This window comes from Klebsiella sp. H-Nf2 (genome assembly GCF_002806645.1).
Lineage (GTDB): Bacteria > Pseudomonadota > Gammaproteobacteria > Enterobacterales > Enterobacteriaceae > Klebsiella > Klebsiella variicola.
The window spans coordinates 238,861-258,017 of the sequence record NZ_PIBL01000001.1; the positions used below are offsets into that span (position 1 = coordinate 238,861).

20 protein-coding genes are annotated in these 19,157 nt (G+C 57.8%); 12 read left to right on the top strand and 8 right to left on the bottom strand.

Annotated elements, in window-relative coordinates; genetic code table 11:
- Positions 1 to 28: 28 nt before the first annotated feature.
- Positions 29 to 196 (top strand): YmiA family putative membrane protein, encoded by a 168-nt coding sequence (locus tag CWM58_RS01225; protein ID WP_002901776.1) that lies wholly within the window; start codon positions 29 to 31, stop codon positions 194 to 196.
- Positions 197 to 586: 390 nt separating this feature from the next.
- On the top strand, positions 587 to 3,259 hold the full coding sequence (gene acnA / locus CWM58_RS01230) for an aconitate hydratase AcnA (RefSeq protein ID WP_100680008.1): 2,673 nt from the start codon (positions 587 to 589) through the stop codon (positions 3,257 to 3,259).
- A 46-nt stretch (positions 3,260 to 3,305) separates the two neighbouring features.
- Here the strand turns inward: acnA and ribA are convergent, their stop codons facing one another.
- A complete protein-coding gene (gene ribA, locus CWM58_RS01235) occupies positions 3,306 to 3,908 on the bottom strand; it encodes a GTP cyclohydrolase II (RefSeq protein WP_008807788.1) in 603 nt (200 codons plus the stop codon).
- A 163-nt stretch (positions 3,909 to 4,071) separates the two neighbouring features.
- Between ribA and pgpB the strand changes: the two genes are divergently transcribed.
- From pgpB to yciH, 5 genes are all read left to right on the top strand, one after another.
- Positions 4,072 to 4,839: a phosphatidylglycerophosphatase B gene (gene pgpB, locus CWM58_RS01240; RefSeq protein WP_100680009.1), complete on the top strand. Its 768-nt coding sequence runs from the start codon at positions 4,072 to 4,074 to the stop codon at positions 4,837 to 4,839.
- A gap of 136 nt (positions 4,840 to 4,975) precedes the next feature.
- The gene (locus CWM58_RS01245) at positions 4,976 to 5,284 is read left to right on the top strand and encodes a LapA family protein (protein WP_012542047.1); all 309 of its coding nucleotides are present in this window, start codon (positions 4,976 to 4,978) and stop codon (positions 5,282 to 5,284) included.
- A 6-nt stretch (positions 5,285 to 5,290) separates the two neighbouring features.
- A complete protein-coding gene (lapB, locus tag CWM58_RS01250) occupies positions 5,291 to 6,460 on the top strand; it encodes a lipopolysaccharide assembly protein LapB (RefSeq protein ID WP_008807790.1) in 1,170 nt (389 codons plus the stop codon).
- Positions 6,461 to 6,651: 191 nt separating this feature from the next.
- On the top strand, positions 6,652 to 7,389 hold the full coding sequence (gene pyrF / locus CWM58_RS01255) for an orotidine-5'-phosphate decarboxylase (RefSeq protein ID WP_023297452.1): 738 nt from the start codon (positions 6,652 to 6,654) through the stop codon (positions 7,387 to 7,389).
- Positions 7,389 to 7,715 (top strand): stress response translation initiation inhibitor YciH, encoded by a 327-nt coding sequence (gene yciH, locus CWM58_RS01260; RefSeq protein WP_100680010.1) that lies wholly within the window; start codon positions 7,389 to 7,391, stop codon positions 7,713 to 7,715. Before pyrF ends, yciH begins: the two co-directional genes overlap by 1 nt.
- 129 nt (positions 7,716 to 7,844) lie before the next feature.
- Here the strand turns inward: yciH and osmB are convergent, their stop codons facing one another.
- The 7 genes from osmB to CWM58_RS01295 all read right to left on the bottom strand — a co-directional run bounded on the left by osmB (position 7,845) and on the right by CWM58_RS01295 (position 14,393).
- Positions 7,845 to 8,063 (bottom strand): osmotically-inducible lipoprotein OsmB, encoded by a 219-nt coding sequence (gene osmB / locus CWM58_RS01265; protein ID WP_002901783.1) that lies wholly within the window; start codon positions 8,061 to 8,063, stop codon positions 7,845 to 7,847.
- 274 nt (positions 8,064 to 8,337) lie between these two features.
- Entirely contained in the window at positions 8,338 to 9,087 is a 750-nt protein-coding gene (locus CWM58_RS01270; RefSeq protein WP_100680011.1) for a DNA-binding transcriptional regulator YciT, read from the bottom strand.
- 71 nt (positions 9,088 to 9,158) lie between these two features.
- Positions 9,159 to 9,338, bottom strand: coding sequence for a hypothetical protein (locus CWM58_RS01275; protein ID WP_012542045.1), 180 nt, complete (start codon positions 9,336 to 9,338; stop codon positions 9,159 to 9,161).
- Positions 9,339 to 9,496: 158 nt separating this feature from the next.
- Complete coding sequence (locus tag CWM58_RS01280; protein WP_061154900.1) at positions 9,497 to 11,431, bottom strand: exoribonuclease II; 1,935 nt, start codon at positions 11,429 to 11,431, stop codon at positions 9,497 to 9,499.
- Between the two features lie 81 nt (positions 11,432 to 11,512).
- Positions 11,513 to 12,670, bottom strand: a complete 1,158-nt coding sequence (locus tag CWM58_RS01285) for a CMD domain-containing protein (RefSeq protein ID WP_100680012.1) — start codon at positions 12,668 to 12,670, stop codon at positions 11,513 to 11,515.
- A 193-nt stretch (positions 12,671 to 12,863) separates the two neighbouring features.
- The gene (gene fabI / locus CWM58_RS01290; protein WP_100680013.1) at positions 12,864 to 13,652 is read right to left on the bottom strand and encodes an enoyl-ACP reductase FabI; all 789 of its coding nucleotides are present in this window, start codon (positions 13,650 to 13,652) and stop codon (positions 12,864 to 12,866) included.
- A 198-nt stretch (positions 13,653 to 13,850) separates the two neighbouring features.
- Positions 13,851 to 14,393: a HutD family protein gene (locus tag CWM58_RS01295; protein WP_100680014.1), complete on the bottom strand. Its 543-nt coding sequence runs from the start codon at positions 14,391 to 14,393 to the stop codon at positions 13,851 to 13,853.
- A gap of 210 nt (positions 14,394 to 14,603) precedes the next feature.
- On the opposite strand from CWM58_RS01295, the gene CWM58_RS01300 reads away from it, so the two are divergent.
- The 5 genes from CWM58_RS01300 to CWM58_RS01320 are packed head-to-tail and all read left to right on the top strand — an operon-like array spanning position 14,604 to position 19,129.
- The gene (locus CWM58_RS01300) at positions 14,604 to 15,449 is read left to right on the top strand and encodes a transporter substrate-binding domain-containing protein (protein ID WP_100680015.1); all 846 of its coding nucleotides are present in this window, start codon (positions 14,604 to 14,606) and stop codon (positions 15,447 to 15,449) included.
- An 11-nt stretch (positions 15,450 to 15,460) separates the two neighbouring features.
- The gene (locus CWM58_RS01305) at positions 15,461 to 16,180 is read left to right on the top strand and encodes an ABC transporter permease (RefSeq protein WP_100680016.1); all 720 of its coding nucleotides are present in this window, start codon (positions 15,461 to 15,463) and stop codon (positions 16,178 to 16,180) included.
- A gap of 9 nt (positions 16,181 to 16,189) precedes the next feature.
- Entirely contained in the window at positions 16,190 to 16,921 is a 732-nt protein-coding gene (locus tag CWM58_RS01310; protein WP_012968438.1) for an ABC transporter permease, read from the top strand.
- 1 nt (position 16,922) lies between these two features.
- A complete protein-coding gene (locus CWM58_RS01315; protein WP_008807802.1) occupies positions 16,923 to 17,717 on the top strand; it encodes an ABC transporter ATP-binding protein in 795 nt (264 codons plus the stop codon).
- On the top strand, positions 17,714 to 19,129 hold the full coding sequence (locus CWM58_RS01320) for an HAL/PAL/TAL family ammonia-lyase (protein ID WP_100680017.1): 1,416 nt from the start codon (positions 17,714 to 17,716) through the stop codon (positions 19,127 to 19,129). Before CWM58_RS01315 ends, CWM58_RS01320 begins: the two co-directional genes overlap by 4 nt.
- The last annotated feature ends 28 nt before the right edge of the window (positions 19,130 to 19,157 follow it).

A 19,157-nucleotide genomic window follows, 5' to 3' on the forward strand; every position in this document is an offset into this window, starting at 1 on the left:
GATGATTTGAGCAATTGGTGGTGACAATATGATAAGTAATATCGATTACATGAAACTGGCGATGTCATACGAGAATGACAAAACCGAAATCGATCCCGTTCTGCGTAGTCGCGTATGGGGCGTAGTGTTGGTAGGGCTGGCGATGTTCTGGAGCATCATCGCGCTTACCATCTGCAACATCTGGATTGTCAGCTAAAGCTGTAGGTCATCGTTGTAGATACATGTCATTTTTATGACAGTGAAAGGAAACGGTAATATAAGATCAGTGACCGGCAATACAGGGAGAATATATTTTGCCGCTGGATTCATCCAATCTGAAATCACTCACAAGAGCTAATCATAGCCAGCTGGCCGATTAGCTCTTTTTTTGTCCTCGTGTACTAATACAATATCGGCTTAATCATCGCTTCTGCACTATTTTGGTGCTATTTCTCCGATTCCAGGATAATTCCCGAATAATCACTCTCGCCATCTGCGCATTTAGCAATTTGGGTTGTTATCAAAGTGTTATGCTCTGCATGTGTTATCTTTAATGGAGACCCTGAGGAGAATCGGGGTATGCCATCCCTGAGATAAAGGAGGAGCTATGTCGTCAACCCTACGAGAAGCCAGTAAGGACACGCTGCTGGTCAACGAGAAAACCTGGCATTACTACAGTCTGCCGCTGGCAGAGAAGCAGCTGGGCGATCTTAGTCGACTGCCTAAGTCGCTGAAGGTGCTGATGGAGAACCTGCTGCGCTGGCAGGACGGTGACTCGGTGACAGAAGAAGATATTCGTGCCCTGGCCGGCTGGCTGCAACAGGCCCATGCCGACCGGGAGATAGCCTACCGTCCGGCGCGCGTTCTGATGCAGGACTTTACCGGCGTGCCGGCAGTGGTGGATCTGGCCGCCATGCGCGAGGCGGTGAAGCGCCTGGGCGGCGACACCGCGAAAGTGAATCCGCTGTCGCCTGTAGACCTGGTGATCGACCACTCGGTCACCGTCGACCGCTTCGGCGATGACGAGGCCTTCGAAGATAACGTCCGTCTGGAAATGGAACGTAACCACGAACGTTACGCTTTTTTGCGCTGGGGTCAGCAGGCCTTCAGCCGCTTCAGCGTGGTGCCGCCGGGCACCGGTATTTGTCACCAGGTCAACCTGGAATACCTCGGTCGGGCCGTCTGGAGCGAAGAGGTGAACGGGAAATGGATGGCGTGGCCGGATACGCTGGTGGGCACCGACTCCCATACCACCATGATTAACGGTCTCGGCGTACTGGGCTGGGGCGTGGGCGGGATTGAAGCGGAAGCCGCCATGCTGGGCCAGCCGGTGTCGATGCTGATCCCGGATGTCGTGGGCTTTAAGCTCAGTGGCAAACTGCGTGAAGGCATTACCGCCACCGATCTGGTGCTGACGGTCACTCAGATGCTGCGCCAGCACGGTGTCGTCGGCAAGTTTGTTGAATTCTACGGCGATGGCCTGGATACCTTACCCCTGGCCGATCGCGCCACCATCGCCAATATGGCGCCGGAGTATGGCGCCACCTGTGGCTTCTTCCCGATCGATGACGTGACGCTCAGCTATATGCGTCTCAGCGGCCGTAGCGAAGAGCAGGTCGCGCTGGTGGAAGCCTATGCCAAAGCGCAGGGCATGTGGCGCAAACCTGGCGATGAGCCGGTCTTTACCAGCACCCTGGCGCTGGACATGGGCAGCGTTGAGGCAAGCCTTGCCGGGCCGAAGCGGCCGCAGGATCGCGTGGCGCTGGGCGATGTACCGAAAGCCTTCGCCGCCAGCGGCGAGCTGGAGGTTAACCATCTTCAGCGTCAGCGCCAGCCGGTGGATTATACGCTGAACGGGCATCACTATTCGCTACCGGACGGCGCTGTGGCCATTGCGGCGATCACCTCCTGTACCAATACCTCCAACCCCAGCGTGCTGATGGCCGCCGGTCTGCTGGCGAAAAAAGCCGTCGAGCGAGGACTGCAGCCGCAGCCGTGGGTAAAAGCTTCCCTGGCTCCAGGCTCGAAAGTGGTGTCGGATTATCTGGCCCATGCCGGCCTGACGCCTTACCTCGACCAGCTCGGTTTTAATCTGGTGGGATATGGCTGTACCACCTGTATCGGTAACTCTGGTCCGTTGCCGGAGCCTATCGAAGAGGCGATTAAAAAGGGCGACCTGACCGTCGGGGCAGTGCTTTCCGGTAACCGTAACTTCGAAGGGCGTATCCATCCGCTGGTGAAAACCAACTGGCTGGCCTCACCGCCGCTGGTGGTTGCTTACGCGCTGGCGGGGAACATGAACATCGATCTTACCCGCGAGCCGTTGGGGCAGGGCAGCGATGGTAAGCCGGTCTATCTGAAAGATATCTGGCCGAGCGGGGAGGAGATTGCCCGCGCGGTGGAACAGGTCTCCACCGAGATGTTCCGCAAAGAGTACGCGGAAGTGTTTTCCGGTACTGAGGAGTGGAAAGCAATCAAGGTAGAGGCGTCAGATACCTATGACTGGCAGGAGGACTCGACTTATATTCGCCTGTCGCCGTTCTTTGACGAGATGGGCGTCGAGCCGCTGCCGGTGGAGGATATTCATGGTGCGCGGATCCTCGCCATGCTGGGCGATTCAGTGACCACTGACCACATTTCGCCGGCGGGGAGCATCAAAGCCGATAGCCCGGCAGGCCGCTATCTGCAGGAGCATGGGGTTGCCCGGCGCGACTTTAACTCCTATGGTTCCCGTCGCGGTAACCATGAGGTGATGATGCGCGGCACCTTCGCCAATATCCGTATTCGTAACGAAATGGTGCCGGGAGTGGAAGGCGGTATGACCCGGCATCTGCCGGACCGCGAACCGGTGGCGATCTACGATGCGGCGATGCGGTATAAAGCGGAAGGCATTCCGCTGGCGGTGATTGCCGGTAAGGAATATGGGTCTGGTTCCAGCCGCGACTGGGCGGCGAAGGGGCCGCGCCTGCTGGGCATTCGGGTGGTGATCGCCGAGTCCTTCGAACGTATCCACCGCTCCAACCTGATCGGGATGGGGATTTTACCGCTGGAGTTCCCGCAGGGCGTCACCCGCAAAACGCTGCAGTTGACCGGGGAAGAGCAGGTTGATATCAGCAATCTGCAGTCGCTTCAGCCTGGCGCTACGGTGCCGGTGACCCTGACTCGCGCTGACGGCTCGCAGGAAGTGATCCCCTGTCGGTGCCGTATCGACACGGCGACCGAGCTTACCTACTACCGCAACGACGGCATTCTGCACTACGTCATCCGCAATATGCTGTAAAACAAAGGGCCAGCATCGCTGGCCCTTTCTCTTTGATCTAAACGATTTACTCCGCCGGCTTGCTGTTCAGCAGATGGCCCATTTTGGCGGCTTTGGTATCCAGGTAGTGGGCGTTTTTGGGGTTGCGCCCGACGATCAGCGGTACGCGCTCCACAATGTTGATTCCGGCTTCGGTAAGAATTTCCACTTTTTTCGGGTTATTGGTTAATAAGCGCACCTGCTCAACGTTGAGCAGTTTGAACATATCGGCGCACAGGGTGAAGTCACGCTCATCGGCGGCGAAGCCCAGCTGATGGTTTGCCTCAACGGTGTCGTAGCCCTGATCCTGCAGCGCGTAGGCGCGGATCTTATTCAATAAACCAATGTTGCGTCCTTCCTGACGGTGATAGAGCAGGATCCCCCGACCTTCTTCGGCGATATGCGACAGGGCCGCTTCCAGCTGAAAGCCACAATCACAGCGCAGACTAAACAGGGCATCGCCCGTCAGACACTCTGAATGGACACGGGCCAGGACCGGCGACTGCCCCGAAATATCGCCATACACCAACGCGACATGATCTTGTCCGGTTGCCAGTTCTTCAAAACCCACCATCAGGAAATCGCCCCATGGGGTTGGCAGTTTGGCTTCTGCCACACGTTTAAGCTGCATGTGATTCTCCAGATTCTGTCAGCACCTGAATGTGCTTTCTGTTTGTCGCTATTTTGCCACAAGGCCGGGACGTTCTCCTAATCGCGAACGGTTAGCCGCGTGGAAAGCGCACAAACGAACTACTTTCCGCTATGATGTTCATCTACAAGGAGAAGGAGAGAAAATGCTGTTGATTGCCCGACGAACCGCTCTCGCGGCGGCGCTGCTGCTTGTTATGCCTGTTACGGTCTGGCTGTCTGGTTGGCTGTGGCAGCCAGGACTGCCGGTTGCTATGTTGAAAACCCTCTGGTGGGTGACGGAAACGGTGACGCAGCCGTGGGGAATTATCACGCATGTCGCCCTGTGCGGCTGGTTTCTCTGGTGTCTGCGCTACCGGCTGCGCGCGGCACTGATCCTGTTCCTGATTCTTGCCGCCGCCATCCTGGCGGGACAGGGGATTAAATCCTGGGTCAAAGAGCGGGTTCAGGAGCCGAGACCCTTTGTCATCTGGCTGGAAAACTCAAGACAGGTGCCGGTGACGCAATTCTATGCGTTGAAGCGTAAAGAACGCGCTAAACTGGTGCATGCTCAGCTGGCGCAGGTGCAGGACATTCCGCCATTTTTACGCAAGCACTGGCAGAAAGAGACGGGCTTTGCTTTCCCGTCTGGTCACACGATGTTCGCCGCCAGCTGGGCACTGCTGGCCGCCGGACTTCTGTGGCCGCGTCGGCGTTGGGGCACGGTCGCCGTGCTGCTGGTATGGGCGACGGCGGTGATGGGCAGTCGTCTGGCGCTGGGCATGCATTGGCCGCTGGATCTCATTGTCGCCACGCTGATCTCCTGGCTGCTGGTCACGGTGGCCTGCTGGCTGACGCAGCGCCTGTGCGGACCGCTCTCGCCGCCGGGGGAGGAGGCGCAGGATATTAAAAAACGGATGCCCGAAGCGGAATAATGTTGATTTTAGCGGCATCCGACCGCATATCCTGTACAGTTGCCATGCTTTTTCATTCCACCGCTGCGGCGAAAATGATACTTTATAGGGCTGAAAGCGGGCTTTTTTACGCGCAACCCACATAACGGGAAGTCATGTGAAATATTTACTCATTTTCTTACTGGTGCTAGCAATCTTCGTCATTTCAGTGACGCTGGGGGCGCAGAATGACCAACAGGTCACGTTCAACTATTTACTCGCGCAGGGTGAATTCCGCATTTCGACGCTGCTGGCGGTGCTGTTCGCCGCGGGCTTTGCCATTGGCTGGCTGATCTGCGGCCTGTTCTGGCTGCGGGTGCGTGTCTCGCTGGCGCGCGCGGAGCGAAAAATTAAGCGCCTTGAGCACCAGATTGCCCCCGTCAGCCCGGTCGCTGTCGACGCAGGCGTGCCTGCCGTGAAGGAATAACCTCTTATGCTGGAGTTGTTGTTTCTGCTTTTACCCGTTGCCGCCGCCTACGGCTGGTACATGGGGCGCAGAAGTGCACAACAGTCCAAACAGGACGATGCGAACCGCCTGTCACGGGATTACGTGGCGGGGGTTAACTTCCTGCTCAGCAACCAGCAGGATAAAGCCGTCGACCTGTTCCTTGATATGTTGAAAGAGGATACCGGCACCGTTGAGGCCCACCTGACGCTCGGTAACCTGTTCCGCTCGCGCGGCGAGGTTGACCGCGCGATCCGTATCCATCAGAGCCTGATGGAAAGCGCATCGTTAACCTACGATCAGCGTCTGCTGGCCGTCCAGCAGCTGGGGCGCGACTATATGGCCGCCGGGTTGTACGATCGCGCGGAAGACATGTTCAAACAGCTGGTGGATGAGACCGATTTCCGCCTGAGCGCTCTGCAGCAGCTGCTGCAGATCTACCAGGCGACCAGCGACTGGCAGTCGGCGATCGAAGTGGCTGAACGGCTGGTGAAGCTGGGTAAAGAGAAACATCGTGGCGAAATCGCCAACTTCTGGTGTGAGCTGGCCCTGCAGCAGATGGCGGCCAACGATCTGGATAAGGCGATGGCGCTGCTGAAGAAAGGCGCCGCCGCAGACCGCAACAGCGCGCGGGTCTCAATAATGATGGGCCGGGTGTGGATGGAAAAGGGTGATTACGCCAAAGCGGTAGAGAGCCTTGAGCGGGTTATCGATCAGGATAAAGAGCTGGTCGGTGAGACGCTGGAGATGCTGCAGACCTGCTACCAGCAACTGGGTAAAGCCGAAGAGTGGGAAGTTTTCCTGCGTCGCTGTGTGGATGAGAACACCGGGGCCACCGCTGAACTGATGCTGGCGCAGATCCTCGAGCAACGGGAAGGGGTCGAAGCCGCGCAAAACTACGTTACCCGGCAGCTGGAACGTCACCCGACCATGCGTGTCTTCCATAAGCTGATGGACTACCATCTCAACGAAGCGGAAGAAGGGCGGGCGAAAGAAAGCCTCGGGGTGCTGAGAAACATGGTCGGGGAACAGGTGCGCAGCAAACCGCGCTATCGCTGCCAGAAATGCGGCTTTACCGCCCATACGCTCTACTGGCACTGCCCATCCTGCCGTTCGTGGGCAACCATCAAACCCATTCGCGGCCTCGACGGCCAATAAAGTCAAAAAAAATCCCTCTATTAGTTACAACATACTTATCACTTCTCTCCACTCCACGCGCGGCCCCGGCAGCGCCATCGTCCGGCCAGCGCCAATACAGCAGCCTGTTATTTTGTTAGCATCACAGGTAGAATGCTGCCCGTTTACCTTTTTTGCGCCGCCCTGGCGCCCATCAACACTAAGGTCTGGTCATGACGTCTACAGCTATCACATCTTCCCGCGCTGTCACATCCTCTCCCGTTGTGGTTGCGCTCGACTATGATAATCGCGATAAAGCGCTGGCATTTGTCGACCGCATCGACCCGCGAGACTGCCGCCTGAAGGTGGGCAAAGAGATGTTCACCCTGCTGGGCCCGCAGTTTGTTCGCGATCTACATCAGCGTGGGTTTGAGGTGTTCCTTGACCTTAAGTTTCACGATATCCCCAACACCACGGCTCGCGCGGTGGCGGCGGCGGCCGAACTCGGTGTATGGATGGTGAATGTTCATGCCTCCGGCGGCGCGCGGATGATGACCGCCGCGCGTGAAGCGCTGTTGCCGTTTGGCAAAGACGCTCCGCTGCTGATCGCCGTCACCGTGCTTACCAGCATGGAGGCCAGCGACCTGCAGGATCTGGGCATTACCTTATCCCCGGCTGATTACGCGGCGAAGCTGGCAGCGCTGACCCAACGCTGCGGCCTTGACGGGGTCGTGTGCTCAGCTCAGGAGGCGGTGCGCTTCAAACAGGAGCTGGGACAGGCGTTTAAGCTGGTGACCCCGGGGATCCGTCCGCAGGGGAGCGAGGCCGGGGATCAGCGGCGGATTATGACCCCCGAGCAAGCCCAGGCGGCGGGAGTGGATTATATGGTTATTGGTCGTCCGGTGACTCAGTCGGCCGATCCTGCCGCGACGCTGCGGGCAATCAACGTCTCGTTGTCAAAGGAGGCATAATGAGCGATTCCAATAGCCGCCTGGTCTACTCCACGGAAACCGGGCGTATCGACGAAGCGAAACTGGCGCCGGTGCGGCCTAAAGGCGATGGTATTGTCCGTATTCAGCGCCAGACCAGCGGCCGCAAGGGCAAAGGCGTGTGCCTGATTAGCGGCATCGATGCTGACGATGCCGCGCTGAACGCCCTGGCTGCAGAGCTGAAAAAGAAATGTGGTTGCGGCGGCGCGGTGAAAGATGGCGTGATCGAGATCCAGGGTGACAAACGGGATTTGCTCAAATCGCTGCTCGAGGCGAAAGGAATGAAGGTTAAGTTAGCCGGTGGCTGAGTGCTATTTCGGCAATAATTAAAGTAATGCTGAAATAACAAGGCCGCGGTGAATGCCGCGGCCTTGAGTGATTTAACGTGCGTAAGTCAATTCGTGTGAATTATTCTTTTATTTCGTCAGGTAATTATATTATTTGCCAACCTGGTGACCAATAATACCACCGACTGCCGCGCCACCCAGGGTTCCGAGTGCGCTACCGTCAGTTAACACCGCACCACCGATGGCGCCGGCGCCAGCACCAATCGCGGTGTTACGGTCGCGTTTAGACATGTTAGAACAAGCGCTCAGAGACATTGCTACAGTGACAGCCAGAACGACGGCAGCCATTTTTTTGCTCGTTGAAGTCATCATTTTTTTCTCCTGAATAATCTATTCATGGATACTACGCTCCTTTAAGCATAGCCTGAAATAGCAGCTTTAGGGCAATTCCATGAAGTTAGGGTGCGCAGGTGTCACGAAAATCACGCAGGTGATAGTCACTTCCTGTTATATCGCTAATAATAATTTTACTTTTTTTTAAATGTATCGTCAGGTAAAAAATCTTAATTAGCGGCTCGGAATACTCTCAGAGCGTAATAACGCCCCGAACGGCGCTATGGCATGGCTCGGGGCAGGGTAAACATCAGGCGTACGGCACAATATCGACGGTCAGGCCGCTGCGCAGTAACTGGTCGCGGCAGGCGGCCGACAGGCGATCGTCGGTAATAACGCGGTTAAAGCGCCCGGCGGGACCGAGGGGATAGGGATGAACCGCGCTGAATTTTGAACTGTCGCTGAGAATAATCGCTTCACAGTGCTTTTCCAGCACGGCGTTAACCACATCCGCACGCATCATATCGCGACCGGTAAAGCCGGTTTCTGCCTGCCAGCCATCGATCCCGATGAAGGCTTTGCTGAAATGCACCTGCTGGATGAACTGGCGGGTCAGCGGGCCCACCATGCTTTCACTGCGTTTCTGGTAAATCCCGCCCAGCAGGATCACCTCTCCCGGCGTCTCTTTCAGCAGATGGGCGATATAGCTGCTCACGGTAATGATGGTGATATCGCCGCGTTCGGCGAGGGTGCGCGCCAGCAGGGCGTTGCTGCTGCCGTTTTCGATGAATACCGTTTCGCCGGCGCTCACCAGCGCTGCCGCCCGGCTGGCCAGTTCACGCTTAATGGCGAAATGGGTCATCATGCGGGTTTCGACATCTTCACTGTCCAGTGGGACTGCATAGCCATGGGTGCGGCGCAAATAACTCTGCTTTTCCAGCAGATTCAGATCCTGGCGAATTGTGACCTCTGAGACACCGGTCATCTTCGCCAGATCGGCGACGCTCATCCGGCCTTTATCAATGACCACTTGCAAAATACTTTGTTGTCGGGCGTTCATAGCAACATCACTGTTAGGGGGCTATATGGCGAGCAACCGGTATGAGTCACCGGTTGCGGCATGGGCGATAATCAGATTTCCCAGGGGGCCTTGGGCTGGTTTTTTTGCTCAGCGTCGTCCGCTGCCAGTGCCAGCAGCTCCGCTTTGAGGATTTCCAGATTATGGATCGCAGAGTGGTAATCACCGGCAACCAGAATATCCAGCACGGTATCGATACGTTGGGCGAGCAGGTGGGCATTCACATCTGACATGGCATTATCCTGGTAACAAAAACGAATGAAATCAATGATGCTAAAAATGAGTGAAAAAGAGAAGCGAAAAAAACGCACAACCTTAATCGGTGCGACGGAAATCGCTGGATGGAGAGGAAAGAAGCAGCGGTTCCCGGAGGAACCGCTGTGAAGGGGCGTCAGACTGCCGGACGCGCAATAATGCTGCGGGTTTCCATGCGGACTTCAGCGATGGTGACATCGATAACGTCAGTCACTTTGTAGACCACCTCGCCCTTGATCTGCACGGTGCCGTTCTCCTGGCTGCACACCAGTTCGTCGCGTACCGCGTGGAGGAACGGGGCCGGAATAAAGGCGACCGCGCCATTGTCCACCAGGCGCACGCGCATCCCGCCGCGGCTGATGTCGATGATCTCCGCCGCAAAGCGGGTATCGGTCCCGGCTTTATCGTTGAGGAAGCGAGCATACAGCCAGTCGGCCACATCGCGCTCAGCCATCCGGTTAAGACGACGGCGCTCCGCCATCTGCACGGTGGCATCATCCTGCGGGCGCGCAATGGTCTCGCCTTTGATGATGGCCTTCAGCAGACGGTGGTTGATCATGTCGCCATATTTACGGATTGGCGAGGTCCAGGTGGCATAGGCCTCAAGGCCGAGGCCAAAGTGTGGGCCCGGCTCGGTGCTGATTTCCGCAAACGACTGGAAGCGGCGGATGCGGCTGTCGAGGAAACCGGTCGGCTGGGCGTCCAGTTCGCGGCGCAGCTTGCAGAACCCTTCCAGCGTCAGCACCTCCGTTGGGTCGACGTGCACGTCGTGGGTTTTCAGCAGCGCCGCCAGCTGTTCGGTATTCGCCGGGTCGAAGCCGGTATGGACGTTATAAACGCCGAAGCCGAGCTTGTCGCGCAGAACGCGGGCGGCACAGATGTTGGCGGCGATCATCGACTCTTCGACAATGCGGTTGGCAATGCGACGTGGCTCCGCGACGATATCCAGCACTTCGCCTTTTTCGCCAAGAACGAAACGGTAGTCCGGACGGTCTTTGAACACCAGCGCATGGGTCTGACGCCATTCGCTACGACGCTGGCACACATCTTTCAACAGCGTAATTTGCTGCGCGATGGCGTCGCTGCCCGGTTGCCAGCTGCCGCGGCCTTCCAGCCAGTCAGAGACGTCGTCATAGGCCAGCTTGGCTTTCGACTCGATGGTGGCGGCAAAGAACTCGATGTTGTCTTCGATGGTGCCATCGGCCGCCAGAGTCATCTGGCAGGCCAGCACCGGGCGCACTTCGTTAGCGCGCAGGGAGCACAGGTCGTCTGACAGCTCGCGGGGCAGCATCGGAATATTGAAGCCCGGCAGATAGTTGGTAAAGGCGCGCACTTTTGCGGCCTTATCCAGCTTGCTACCTTCGGCAATCCAGGCGGTCGGGTCAGCAATGGCGACCGTCAGCAGCAGTTTGCCATCAGCAGTGGATTCGGCATACAGCGCATCGTCCATATCTTCGGTGCTGGCGCTGTCGATAGTGACGAAGTCGAGAGCGGTTAAATCGCGGCGCGTCAGCCCTTCATCGAGCATTTCCGTGGCCACGCCGTCCGGCGCTTCTTTTTCGAGGTTATGGCGCGCCAGGGTTACCCACCAGGGGACGAAGTGATCGTCGCTGAAGGTGATGAACTGGGTCAGCTCCGCGTAAAACCCGCGGTCGCCTTTTAACGGATGACGGCGCATCTCGGCGACGGCCCAGTCACCCTGTTTGAAATCATGCTCAACGCCACGGGCGGCGCGGCAGGGAATGGCGTCTTTCAGCAGCGGATGGTCAGGAACGATAGCGAGGCGATCGTCTTTCTTCTGGACTTTACCGACGAAACGGGTCAGGAACGGCTCAATCAGTGATTCCGGTTCGGCGCTTTCGCGATCTTTTTCAGAATGGATCACCGCGACGATACGGTCGCCATGCATCACCTTTTTCATCTGCGGCGGCGGAATGAAGTAGCTCTTCTGAGCGTCCACTTCGAGGAAGCCAAAGCCCTTTTCCGTGCCCTTAACGACCCCTTCAGCGCGCGGCGTCTGGGAATGCAGTTGCTGTTTAAGCTGCGCTAGCAGCGGGTTATCCTGAAACATAATTAGGTATTTTCGTGGCTAAAAGAGCGGCTGACATTTTTACGCGAATATGCCTGCCGCAGCAAGCGCTGTTTCAGCAATTTACGTCTGCTGACGCACATTGCCGAGGGCGATTTTCAGACGATTCATCCATCCGCACAGCCCGCTCCAGGTCAACAGATCGATCGCTTGTTCCGCAGAGAGTCCATATTCCGCGAGGGGAGTTAACTGGGCGGCGCTAAACCGGTCCGGCGAGCGGGTTAACAGCTGCACCGCGGTAACGAGGGCCCGGGACTGAGGATGCTGCTGGAGCCAACGATGGAGGGCCTGGTCGCCTTCCCGCAGGTGGCTGGCGAACTCTTCTTCACCGTGCCAGTGGGGGAGCCAGGCATCAAAACAGGTGGGACTGCCATTGGTGCGTGCCGTGAGTAAGGCGACCTGCGGGCCAAAGGCATCATCCGTGCTGAGCTGACGGATCAAGGTCTCCAGAGGCACGATCAACTGTGGGTCGCAGGCCAGCAGTGGGGCCAACTCGCCCAGGCCGTGCAGCGACTGCCAGCCAGCGATGCGCCGCTGGCGTTCATCATCGGCATACTGCAGATCGGGGTCCTCAAGGTCGCTCTGCCACTCTCCTGGTGGCGCGGTGAACAGTTCGGCGGGGGCCTCTTCTTGCTGAGGCATGCCGGGGATCCAACGCACCGGATAGCCCAGCGCCGCCTGCAGGACAGCAATCGCCCGGGCCTGGAAGCCGACGAAACCGATAATCTGGTTGATCAGGATAATATCCCGGCTGGTTAAGCCTACTTCGTCAAGCTGGCTGCGTGAGAGGGCGTTAATGACGGAGGGCGAACTGGCGAGCTGACGAGCGTACTGAGTGATCTGCGCCAGGCGACGGTTGCTCTCACGCGAAGAGTCAGGGCCAGGCAAGGGGGCCAGACGGGCGGCATAGTGGTTACACAACCGCTGGACGCCGTAGACCTGGGCGACAGTCAGCGCGGTGCTCAGGCGATCATAGGCGGTAAAAGTTTGCAGTCGGCTCACCGTCACCTGATCGGGAAACAGCCGCACTGCCAGCTGGCGAGCAGGATGTAGCCAGCCTGCGTGGATGTGTAGCCAGGCATCCGGCAGCGTCAGGTCCAGCAAAAAGCGGTCTTCAACATGGGCGGCTTCAGGGACAAGTGGCAGAACATCCACTGGGCAGATTGTTGACTGGGTTTCGTGATACCAGTGGTTTTTGCCATTCACGCGGCGTGGCTCCATGGGCTTTCCTTGTTCGGTATGTGGCGAACCGCCGTTCCGCGGATCGTTTATGCAGAACTATCCTGGCGTAACCCGGAAGCAGGAGAAAATATTGATACGTGCTAACAAATAGCCGATTGGAATAACAAGAGACAGCGCAACGGAAGGGAGTAAGGGATAAGCCCTCCTCACCAGGGTGAGGAGGGTATGGAACTTATTTCAGTTCCAGTTCGTTCATGGCGGCGATGCTGAACCCGCCGTCAACGTGAACGACTTCACCGGAGATCCCCGCAGACAGGTTGGAGCACAGGAAGGCTGCGCTGTTACCCACATCTTCAATGGTGACGGTGCGACGGATCGGGGTGACCGCTTCGCAGTGTGCCAGCATTTTACGGAAATCTTTAATGCCAGAAGCAGCCAGCGTACGGATCGGACCGGCAGAGATGGCGTTGACGCGAATGCCTTCCGGACCCATGGCGTTAGCCATATAGCGGACGTTAGCTTCCAGAGAGGCTTTTGCCAGACCCATCACGTTGTAGTTCGGGATCGCGCGCTCTGCGCCCAGGTAGGAGAGCGTCAGCAGGGCTGAATCCGGGTTCAGCATGCTGCGGCAGGCTTTAGCCATCGCCACGAAGCTGTAAGCGCTGATGTCGTGCGCGATTTTGAAACCTTCGCGGGTCACGGCATTGACGTAGTCGCCATCTAACTGGTCAGCCGGAGCATAACCGATAGAGTGGACGAAACCATCGAATTTCGGCCAGACTTTTTCCAGCTCGGTGAACAGTGCGGTGATGCTCTCATCTTCAGCAACGTCGCACGGCAGCACAATGTCAGAACCCAGCGCGGCAGCAAATTCTTCTACGCGACCTTTCAGTTTTTCATTCTGATAGGTGAATGCCAGTTCCGCGCCTTCGCGGTGCATTGCTTGCGCAATACCGTAGGCGATGGACAGTTTGCTGGCGACGCCAGTGATCAAAATGCGCTTACCGGAAAGAAAACCCATAGCTTTAATCCTTATCGTTATTGCTTATTTTTACTTTAACAATCATAGCGTTAACATTGTTATTTCAAAATAACTCAAATTTAGCCGGGAATTATATCCCACTGACGACCCCTTGTGTCACGATATTTTTCAGCCGGCCCGCGCCGCGCGGGGCAAAAGCTCATCGCAACGGCTCCAGTATACCATCTCTCCTGACGATTATTTGAGCGCGATCTCCGCCAGCAGCAGACGCCCATTGGCGCCGAGGGGCAATAGCTCGCCAGGGGATTCACCGCGCCAGCAGAGACCGCTGCCGGCCGCGCTTCGCTGCCCGGCCAGATCCCACTCGCCCTGAAGAACATAAGCGACCCCCTCAGTGGCAGGGCGTTGCTGGTCGTTTATCACCTCTACGCTCGCCGAGGCACGTCCGCGCTGAGTCATGATATTGAAGTCCAGCCCTGGCTCAACGATCCCGACGCTGGACAGCGCCCATTCACCGGGGAAAGCCCATGGCTGCCAGAGCGTCAGCGGATGGTCGATGTCCTCGCCGCACAGTCGTAGCGGTTGTCCCGCCAGCAGGGTAATCACCCGGTCGACGCCGGGGAAGGGGGAAAATGGACCATCTGCCTGCAGTGTGGCAATGCTCGCTCGCCAGAGAAAGGGAGCCTCTGTGGAAGGAACGGCGATAATTTCCCGGGTGGCACCGGCACCGTTCTTCCATGGCGTGATGGGTAAGGTGGCGATATCAAAAAAAAAGATCATGGTCTGCTCGGCGGAATTCAGAGGGTGGATGGTATTTGTTACATGTGTGTCTCAACATGCTTACAAATTATTTACAACAGGGTTCACAAATCCATCATCGAGCGCGTGTGTGGGTTTGTCAATGCTTGTATATACATGAGCAGTCATCTACGAATTATCTTATCGCAGTGACCAGAGCCATCATGACAAAACGCGATCGGGAGAATGAAAATGCAACAGCGTATTACTTTCCGCCAGGCCTGCCTGGTCACCCTGTTTTCGGGGCTACTGCTGTCTGGTGGCTCAACATACGCTAAAGAGTGGAAATCAATCACCATCGCTACGGAAGGCGGCTATGAACCCTGGAACCTGACGCTTCCCGGAGGGAAGTTGAGCGGCTTCGAACCTGAGCTCATGGCGAATTTATGCCAGCGGATGCAGATCGAATGCAAGCTGGTGGTACAGAACTGGGATGGCATGATTGCCGGACTTAACGCCGGAAAATATGACGTGATCATGGACGCTATTGTCGTCACCCCGGAGCGATCGAAGGTCGTGGCGTTTACCCAGGCCTACGCTGCCACGCCAGCCTCCTTCATTGCGGTAAAAGGGTCACTGCTCCCTCCGTCTCCGACGGTCAAGCTTCATGATGATGAGAAAGAGATTCAGGCGGCGATTGCGCCTCTGCGCGCGGCGTTGAAAGGGAAAACCATCGGCATCGCTTCCGGCACCGTGTACACCCCGTTTATTGACAAGTATTTCAAGGATATCGCTGACGTCCGGGAATATAACAACTCAGCGGATGCGATCCTCGACCTGCAGGCTGAGCGCATCGATGCCGTTTTTGATGATATTACCTTTGCCAACACCACCCTGTCGCGCCCGGAGAATAGCAATCTGGCATTGAGCGGTCCGCTGATAAGCGGGCCGATCTGGGGAGGCGGTGAAGCGATGGGGGTACGTCTGACCGATACCGATCTTAAAGCGAAACTGGATAGCGCTATTCAGGCGGCGCTGGCCGATGGGACGGTAAAAAAACTGAGTGAGAAATGGTTTAAAAGCGACGTTACCCCCTGAGTGAGGCTGTTATGTTGAATCTTCTGAGTTTTGGTGAAAACGGGTGGGGGACGCTGATCCTCAGTGCCACGCTGACCACCTTGCTGCTGTCGCTCGCCGCGCTGGCCGTCGGTGCGGCGGTGGGCGGCGTCATTGCCGCCGCGAAGCTATCCCGGCACGCGCCAGCGCGCTGGTTTGGCGCCGCCTGGTCGGTGGTATTCCGCGGTATCCCCGAATTACTGGTGATCTACCTGTTTTATTTTGGCGGCTCAGGGATGATTTCATGGGTGGGGCGTCTGTTTGGCTCTGATGGCTTTATTGAGGTTCCGCCCTTTCTGATTGGCGCCCTGGCGATTGGTTTGATCTCCTCCTCGTATCAGGCGGAAGTCTACCGTGCTGCTCGCCTGGCGCTGATGCCCGGTGAAGTGGAGGCGGCTACCGCTATCGGCATGCCGCGCTGGCGGATCCTGCAGCGCATTCTGTTGCCGCAGATTGTCCGTTATTCGCTGCCGGGGTTATCCAACGTGTGGCAAATGAGCCTCAAAGATTCGGCGCTGGTATCGGTGACCGGGATGGTTGAACTGATGCGCGCCAGCCAGATTGCCGCAGGCTCGACCCGCGAATATTTCCTGTTCTATCTCATCGGCGGCGGCTGCTATTTGATCCTGACGCTGCTCTCTAACCGCGCGTTTACCCGGGCGGAGAGCCATCTCAACCGCGCCTGGCTGCGTCGCAGCGCCGCGCAGGCGTAAGGAGCCCGTATGTTTATCGATTTTGCCTTCCTTGGTGAGACGTTGTTAAAGCTCGGTGCGGCGCTGCCGGTGACGCTGGGGCTCTTTATTTGCTCTTTTATCCTCGGCGGCGTACTGGCCCTCGGCGTTCTGGCGCTGCGAATGAGCCACTGGCCGCTGGCTAGCGGTTTCGCCAAAGGCTATATCCTGATCTTTCGCGGTTCGCCATTGCTGATCCAGTTGTTTCTCATTTATTACGGGCTGGGTCAGTTTGGGGTGATCCGTCACAGTTTCCTGTGGCCGCTGCTGCGCGAACCCTTTATCTGCGCCGTTCTGGCGCTGGCGCTCTGTACGGCGGCCTACACAGCGGAAATTCTTCGCGGCGGGTTGCTGGCGATACCGCCGGGTCAGATTGAAGCCGGTCAGGCTTGCGGCATGTCGCGCTGGCTGTTGTTGCGGCGGATCATTGCCCCGGTGATGCTACGTTATGCGCTGCCAGCCTACTCCACGGAGGCCATTCTGCTGGTCAAGTCGACGGCGCTGGCAAGCCTGGTGACCGTCTGGGACGTCACCGGGGTGGCGCAACAGATTATTCAGCGTACCTACCGGACGATGGAGGTATTTCTCTGCGCGGCGGCCATCTATTTGCTGCTTAATTTCATCATTGTGCAGCTGTATGCCCTGCTAGAACGGCGATTAACGCCGCATACCCGGCAAAACCCGGCGACCGTGTCGCTCAAGCCGATAACCAAAGGAGAGTAAGATGCTCGATTCACGTCCGGTGACCTTATCGGTCAGCGATATTCATAAGTCCTTTGGCTCCCTGGATGTCCTGAAGGGGATCACCATCCAGGCCCGGCAGGGCGATGTCATTTCGATCCTCGGCGCCAGCGGCTCCGGTAAAAGTACGCTGCTGCGCTGCATTAATCTGCTGGAAACACCCGATGCCGGGGTGGTCAGCGTCGGTGGCGAGACGATTGAAATGAAGCACCACGCCCGCGGGCATCGGCTGGCGGCGAATCCCCGGCAGATAGAGCGCCTGCGTTCGCGGCTGGGGATGGTCTTTCAAAGTTTTAACCTGTGGTCGCATATGACGGTCCTGCAGAATGTCATTGAGGGGCCGCATTATGTGCTCAAACGGGATAAACGGACCTGCATTGAACAGGCGGAGCAGCTGCTGGAGCGGGTGGGGATGTTGAACCGAAAGGATTTCTATCCGGCACAGCTCTCCGGCGGCCAACAGCAGCGCGTGGCAATAGCCCGCGCGCTGGCGATGGAGCCAGACGTCATGCTCTTTGATGAACCCACCTCTGCGCTGGATCCCGAACTGGTCGGCGAGGTGTTAAAGGTCATGCGCAGCCTGGCGGAAGAGGGGCGGACGATGCTGGTGGTCACCCACGAACTGGGATTCGCCCGCCATGTCTCCAATCGGGTGGTATTTATGCACCAGGGGACGATTGACTGCGACGGTGCGCCTGAGGCGCTATTTGGCACTCAGGGTTCCGCGCGCTTTAAGCAATTTATCTCCAGCCATCAACAGCCAGGACAGGTCGTATGAATATGATCCAGTGGGGCGATGCACCGATACGCTGGCAGGAGGTGGCTTGTGTCGCCCGGGGCGAGGCGACCTTGAGCCTCAGCGAAAGCGCCTGGGCGCGTATCGAGCAGGGGCGGGCGATCGTCCAGCATATCGTTAGCGCCGGTCAGGTGGCCTATGGGATTAACACCGGGCTGGGGCCGCTGCTGGAGGTCGCCCCAACCCGGGCCATTATGTGCGCCGCGGTGGCCAATTTCAGCCACGGTAAATCCGGTATCTCCGCCGGAATAGTGCGACAACTGCTGACGTTTTTGCAGCATGGCGTGACACCGCAGGTGCCCTCTCAGGGGTCGGTTGGCTATTTAACGCATATGGCGCACGTTGGCCTGGCCCTGATGGGAGTCGGCGATGTGCTATGGCAAGGGCGAACGTGGTCTGCGGCAGAGGTCCTGTCGCAGCTGAATCTGCAGCCCATTGCGCCGGGAGCGAAAGAGGGGCTCAGTCTGGTTAACGGTACGCCGTGCATGACCGGCCTGGCCTGCCTGGCCTTAGACGACGCCGAGCGCTTAATGAACTGGGCTGATGTGACCGGGGCGATGAGCTTTGAAGCGCTGCGCGGCCAGCTTGTGGCATTCGATGCCGAGATCCTGGCGCTGAAAGCCAGTCCCGGGATCCAGACCAGCGGCCAGCGGCTGCGTGAGCTGCTGGCGGACAGCCATCTTCTGGCCGAAAGCGAAGGTCTTCGCACCCAGGATGCGCTGAGTCTCCGCTCGATGCCTCAGGTGCATGGCGCCTGCCGCGACCAGTTTAGCCATGCGCAGACGCAGATTAATATCGAACTTAACGCCTGTACCGATAATCCCCTAATCCTGGGTACCCTTGAGCAGTGGCGGGTGGTGTCCCAGGCGCATCCCCATGGCGAATCGGTGGCAATGGCCTGCGATTTGCTGGCCATTGCCATGGCAGAGCTGGGTACCATCGCCGAACGACGCCTTGACCGGCTGGTGAATCCTCTGGTGAGCGGCTTGCCGGCCTTTCTGGTCGCCCGACCCGGGGTGAATTCAGGCATGATGATTGCCCAGTACGTCGCTGCGTCGTTGTGCGCGGAAAATAAGCAGCTGGCGCAGCCGGCGGTGCTGGATAATTTTGTTACCTCGGCTTTGCAGGAGGATCATTTAAGCCTGGGTACCAGTGCTGCGCTGAAATTGCAGCGCCTGCTCGGCAACCTCTATCAGATCCTGGGTATCGAATATTTACTCGCGGCCCAGGGGCTCGATTTTCACGAGCCGCAGAAGCTAGCGGCGGGGACGCGTCGGGCGCGCGATCTGCTGCGCCAAAGCGTGCCCACCTGGGAGGACGATCGCTGGCTGGCGCCGGACATCGCCAACGCAGTGGCTATCCTCAAGCGGAACGCTGACCACGCGCCGGTGTGAGGTCACCGGGCGAGGTGAATAAGATGGG